Source organism: Gordonia sp. HS-NH1 (genome assembly GCF_001418765.1).
Taxonomy (GTDB): Bacteria; Actinomycetota; Actinomycetes; order Mycobacteriales; family Mycobacteriaceae; genus Gordonia.
This window is the reverse complement of the sequence record NZ_LIYC01000080.1, coordinates 1-5729: the sequence shown is the minus strand read 5'-3', so window position 1 is coordinate 5729 and position 5729 is coordinate 1. Positions and strand designations below refer to the sequence as shown.

Annotated in this window: 4 protein-coding genes; 1 reads left to right on the top strand and 3 read right to left on the bottom strand. The window is 69.5% G+C overall.

Going from position 1 to position 5729, the window contains the following annotated elements:
* Positions 1 to 63: 63 nt before the first annotated feature.
* From AMD30_RS23975 to AMD30_RS23965, 3 genes are all read right to left on the bottom strand, one after another.
* A complete protein-coding gene (locus AMD30_RS23975) occupies positions 64 to 2139 on the bottom strand; it encodes a DUF6541 family protein (RefSeq protein ID WP_055477337.1) in 2076 nt (691 codons plus the stop codon).
* Positions 2140 to 2257: 118 nt separating this feature from the next.
* Positions 2258 to 3523: an MFS transporter gene (locus tag AMD30_RS23970; protein WP_055477336.1), complete on the bottom strand. Its 1266-nt coding sequence runs from the start codon at positions 3521 to 3523 to the stop codon at positions 2258 to 2260.
* A complete protein-coding gene (locus AMD30_RS23965; protein WP_055477335.1) occupies positions 3520 to 4185 on the bottom strand; it encodes a GntR family transcriptional regulator in 666 nt (221 codons plus the stop codon). The genes AMD30_RS23970 and AMD30_RS23965 overlap by 4 nt, the downstream gene beginning before the upstream one ends.
* Before the next feature lie 269 nt (positions 4186 to 4454).
* On the opposite strand from AMD30_RS23965, the gene AMD30_RS23960 reads away from it, so the two are divergent.
* The gene (locus AMD30_RS23960) at positions 4455 to 5651 is read left to right on the top strand and encodes an NAD(P)-dependent malic enzyme (protein ID WP_014925177.1); all 1197 of its coding nucleotides are present in this window, start codon (positions 4455 to 4457) and stop codon (positions 5649 to 5651) included.
* Positions 5652 to 5729: the final 78 nt, after the last annotated feature.

Below are 5729 nucleotides of genomic sequence, written 5' to 3'. Positions count from 1 at the left end.
TCGCACCTCAGGGGGCGGGGGGCCGATGGGTCCGTCGTTCTTTCGGGGGGCAGCAGCAGCCGATCAGGGGGCGGGCGGCGGGTAGACCAGGTCGTTCACGCGGTAGATCACCGCGTCGCCGCGACGGAACACCTCGGTCAATCCGGGTGCGCCGTGCTGCCGCAGCGCCAGGAAGGGGTCTCCCTGGTGTCCGCGAGCCGGGTCGGGCACACCGCGCTGGAACTCCCAGTAGCTCGGCGGCGAGTCGATCACGTAGTGCACGTTCATGTCTCGCACGATCTGATCGATCGCCGGGTCGGCGCCGATCTCCGACACGCCCCAGAACACGTCGCGCTGCCGCTCGGAGAACTCGTTGGCCCGGTAGAAGGGGAACATCGGCGTGACACCGGTGACGGGGTACAACCAGCCGGTGCCCTGGTCGAGGTTGTTGAGGACGAGTACGTCCTGGGCGTCGGGCTGTGCGGCCAGCCACTCATAGGCGGCGAGGTCGTCGGGGCCGACGTACTTGCCGCCCCGCTCCTTCGACGCGATCTGCGCGTTCGGCGGATACCGGACAACGGCGGCACCGGCGATCAGCGCCAGCAACACCACGTACGTCGCGGCCACCAGCCAGCGCGCCTTCGCCGACGTTGCCCTGCCCGGTTCCGGATCGCCGATGTCATCAGATGCCACACGGCGTCGGACGAGCCCGGCGACGCCGAGCGCCAAGGCGCCGAGCGCGACACCCGCGGCCGCGGCCGAGATGATCGCTACGACGAACGTGAGGCGATGCGGCGAGTTGTAGAAGTAGCCGCCGATCACCCCGAGCGGATATGACAGCGGACCGAGGGACACCATTGCGTTGGCCGTGACCAGCGCGAACACGAACCAGGCGACCAAGCCGGCCCAGCACCGCAACCAGGCGAGCGCGATCAGACCGAGCAGGGTGACCGCGATGAGCGGCCAGACCGGGAAGTGCTCGAGCTCGAGCGGGATTGTCCCGTTGAACGCCCCCTTGACCAGCCCGTCGAGGACCCCGATCGTGTCCTCGCGGAAATCGAAGAACGGCAGTTCGTTGGTGTCGGCGACCCGGATGGTGCCCAGCACCACCGGTGCGATCAGGACCAGCGTCGCCACCGCCGTGACGGCCAGAGTCGCGAGATCGCGCAGACGCCCGGCGACCGGACGCCAGAGACCTTCACACAGCCACCAGAGGCCGACGATCACGCCGACGACGATCAGGGCGGACGGGTGGGTGGCGGTCACACCGGCGACGGCCAGCGCTGCCGGCAGCACGCGTGATCGGTCCGACACCACGCTCATCACGAGTACGGCAGCGACCGGCGCCAGGCTCACGCCCACGGCATTGGGCACGGAGGTCAGCTGCACCTCGACATACGGCAGTGACGGGAACAGCGCACTCAGCGCTCCCGCGGTGCCCGCGATGAGGGCGGCCGAGTCGACGTCGTACCGGTGCCGCGCGAACCAGTACGCCAGGGACGCGACGCCGAGCGGCACGGTGACCGCCAGCACCGCAGGCGAATACGTGTTGTAGAGCTCCACCGGGTCGGCGCCGGTCAGCGGAAAGAGCAACGCCCCCAGCGCATGCCAGGTGTTGGGGTAGTAGTTGAAGCCCTGGGTGTCGTAGTTCATCAGCTCGCCCATGCGCATGGCCGAACCGATGCCGGTCTCGTGAATCCAGCGCAGAGAGCTGGCGTGCCACAACGAATCCCACACCTGCGAGATGTTGCCGAGACCGGCGAAGGCGGTCGTCGCGACCGGTCGGATGCAGGTGACGGCGATGACGAGTCCGCCGAGCCCGAGACCCGCGGCGACCCGCACCGTCGCGGTCCGTCCCACACGGGGTCCGGCGGTGTCGGGCTCCGGCGCCAGCCGCTCACCCCAGCGGGTGACCAGCAGCGCCGAGTAGATCCAGCCGGCCCCGACCGCGAACACCAGGCCCACGAGCGCCGACACGGCGTTCCATTCGAAGCCGACGATCGAATACAGCACCGTCAGGATGGAGACCAGGGCGAACGTGATGGGCGGGCCCGCGGCCAGTGCCACGGGCCACGGGAGATTCATCCGCCGGCCGACGAACGCGCCGGGAAGGATCAGCACGAGCGCGGACACGACGACGACCCATGCACCAAGCATCATCGCCCGCGCCTTTCCACACTCACCCGCTGCACTCCCCATCGCACCCGCGGCCGCACTGCCCGGGTGTGCCTGACCAAACTCCCAGCAGGTTACCGGGTGGCCGCGCCGGGCCGTCGTGTCACCGTGCCCGGACGGCTCCGGTGTTCTCGGTCGCCGCAACCGCCGCACCATGTGCGGGGTCGTCGACCGAACCCCAGCGTCGATGTCCGAGGAGGGCGACGATCAGGCTTCCGGCCGCGGCCACGGCACCGAAACCGAACATGATCGGGTAGGTGATCGTGACCCAGCTCTCCGAGATCCAGGCCAGCACGGCCGGAACCCCGAAGCCGAGGTAGGTCACGCCGTAGAAGACGGCGGTGAGCCCGGCCAGATCGTCGGGTCCGGCGATTCGCTGCACCTCCAGCAGGCCGACGATCATCGCCATGCCGTAGCCGCACCCCAGCAGCGTCGCCGCGGCCAGCGACACCCAGACCGTCAGCACGTGGGCCGCGACCGCGGCGAGGATCATGCCGGCGACGAGCACGACGAGCGCGACGATCACGCCCCGCGGACTGCCCGGCACGTCGATTCGGCGGCCGAGGGACTGGATGGCGAATCCCGCGCTGAGACCGAGCACACAGCACAGCCCCGCGAAGGCGATGGGCGCGCCCGCGGTCCGCGCCGACATCAGTGCCGGGATCACGGCGTACGCCGAGGCGGCGGCTCCGAAGACCCACGGCGCGAGCGGCACCACGACGAACAGGAAGCGTCGGTGGCCGGCGGCCGGGATGCGCAGGTCGTCGCGCAACCGTCCCGGCGAGGCCTGCCGTGGCCGCGTCTCCGGCACCAGTGCAACGAGATTCGCGGCGATCACCGCGACCGCGATGTTCACCAGGTACGGGAGCACATGCGGCCATGGCCCCCACTGCGCCAGCACGCCGGCCACCCCCGCGCCGACACCGAACCCGGCGGTGAGGCTCATGGCCGCGCGACTCGCGCCGGCACCCGTTCGCGCGCCGTCGCGGTCGGAGAGTTCCTTGATCCAGCTCCCGCCCACGGCCATCGAGAGCCCCAGTGCGATGCCACTGCACACCCGTCCGGCAGTGAGCAGTGCCACCGACTCCGACCCTGCAGCGAGCAGCCCCGACCCCACTGCCGCGAACAGCGGGGCGGGCAGCATCAGCGGGCGGCGGCCCAGCCGGTCCGACAACGGACCGCCGATAAGCAGCGCGGGCACGATGCCGAGGACATAGGCGAAGAGCAGTGCGTCGACCACCACTGGTGACAGATCGGTGATCTGTCGGTACATCACCAGCAGCGGGGTGAACTCGTTGCCGCCCCACGCGGTGGCGAACACGGCGAGCGCGACGGCCGGCCACCCGAAGCGCGCGCGATCGGCGCTCACGCCGGCGCCCCGGGAAGGTCGTGCCCGGGGAGATCGTGAACCGCGACGAGATGCCCGGCGAGCAGCTCGTCGAATCGGTCGGCGTCGGCCGCCTCGATGGCGCCGAGGAGCGCGCTGTGGTCGTCGAGGATTCGCTCGGCGACCCCCGCGTCCCGGTGAACCGAGGCCGTCGTCATCCGACGGTGCCGCTCCCCCAAGGTCACGTAGAAGGCCGAGAGCAACGGATTGTCGCCGGCTGCGGCGATCAACTGATGGAACTCGGCGTCGATGCGCGAGAACTCCTGGATGTCGGCGGCGTCGGCCCGGCGATGTGCGGCCAGGTTGTCGCGCAGCCGGGCCGCCAGTCCGATGACCGCTGCCGGCCGCGCGACGACGGACCGCACCGCGTGCCGTTCGAGGAGCAGACGCGCGTCGACGACGTCCCGGATCTCGCGGTCGCCGATCGGCACCACGAGCGCACCGCGCTTCGGGTAGAGACGCATCCAGCCTTCCGTCTCCAGGCGCAAGAATGCCTCCCGCACCGGAGTACGGCTCACCGCGCACCTCGCGGCAATCTCACCCTCGCTGATCAGCTCACCGCCGGCGATCTCGTTTGTGAGAATTTGCTCTTTGACCTCGGCATATACCCGCTCAGCAGCGGATTCGGAAGTCGCATGCAACATAGACACAAGTTGTACCTTACCAATGAACATTGTGTGCCTCACCTGGCCCGACCCACCTTCCGTCCCGATCCCAGACGGTGAGACACTTAATCCGGCCGTAACGAGCGTCACCCCGCTCACACGCGCCCGGCCCGCCTCCGCTGAGCACACCTCGCTCGCGTCGATGCGGATCACTTCTAGCTCGCGGGCAGCGTGGCCGGCGAGACGATGCAACCCGCACATTTCGCGGCATTCCAGGAGGACCCGTGACGAGCACGGAGGACACACGTATGGGTGAGACCCCCTACACCGAACCCACAATCGCCGATCACCCCATCACCGACGAAGAGATCTTCTTGGCCCACGTCGGCGGCAAGCTCTCGGTGGAGCTGCGCGCACCCATCGACACGCAGCGCGACCTGTCGATCGCCTACACCCCGGGTGTGGCCCAGGTGTCGCGCGCGATCGACACCGACGCCACTCTGGTGAACAAGTACACCTGGACCGACCGTCTGGTGGCCGTGGTCAGCGACGGTTCGGCGGTTCTGGGACTCGGCGACATCGGCCCCCGCGCCTCGCTGCCCGTCATGGAGGGCAAGTCCGCGCTGTTCCGCAGCTTCGCCGGACTCAACTCGATCCCCATCGTCCTCGACACCCAGGATCCCGACGAGATCGTCGAAACCCTCATCCGGCTGCGCCCGAGCTTCGGGGCCGTGAACCTCGAGGACATCTCCGCGCCGCGCTGCTTCGAGATCGAGCGTCGCGTCATCGAGGCGCTCGACTGTCCGGTCATGCACGACGACCAGCACGGCACCGCGATCGTGGTCCTCGCCGCCCTCAAGGGCGCGACGACCCACCTCGGCCGCGACCTCGCCGGCCTGAAGGTCGTGATCTCCGGAGCCGGAGCCGCCGGCGTCGCCTGCGCGAACATCCTTCTGGCAGTGGGCATCTCCGATGTCGTCGTGCTCGATTCCAAGGGCATCGTGTCCCAGGGACGTGACGGACTCAACGAGTCGAAGTCCGAGCTGGCCTCCCGTACCAACCCGCGCGGGCTGACCGGCGGCGCGGTCGAGGCCCTCGCCGGCGCCGACGTCTTCATCGGCGTCTCCGCGGGCCTGATCCCCGAACCGCTCATCGCCTCGATGAACGACGACTCGATCGTCTTCGCGCTGTCGAACCCCGACCCGGAGATCCACCCGGAGGCCGCGGCCAAGTACGCCGCGATCGTCGCGACCGGTCGCAGCGACTTCCCGAACCAGATCAACAACGTGCTCGCCTTCCCCGGCGTCTTCAAGGGCGCGCTGGACGCCGGCGCACGCCGCATCAGCGAGGGCATGAAGATCGCTGCGGCCGAGGCCATCTTCTCGGTCGTCGCCGACGACCTGCGCGCCGACCGGATCGTGCCCAGCCCGCTCGACGACCGGGTCGCCCCGGCCGTCGCAGCAGCCGTCGCCGACGTCGCCCGCGCCGAGGGGCACTGCTCCTAGGCGAGGCCTCACCCACCCGAGACCGCCCCTGAAAGCCGCCCTTCACAAACGACCCGACGACATATCGGGCTGTTGCGT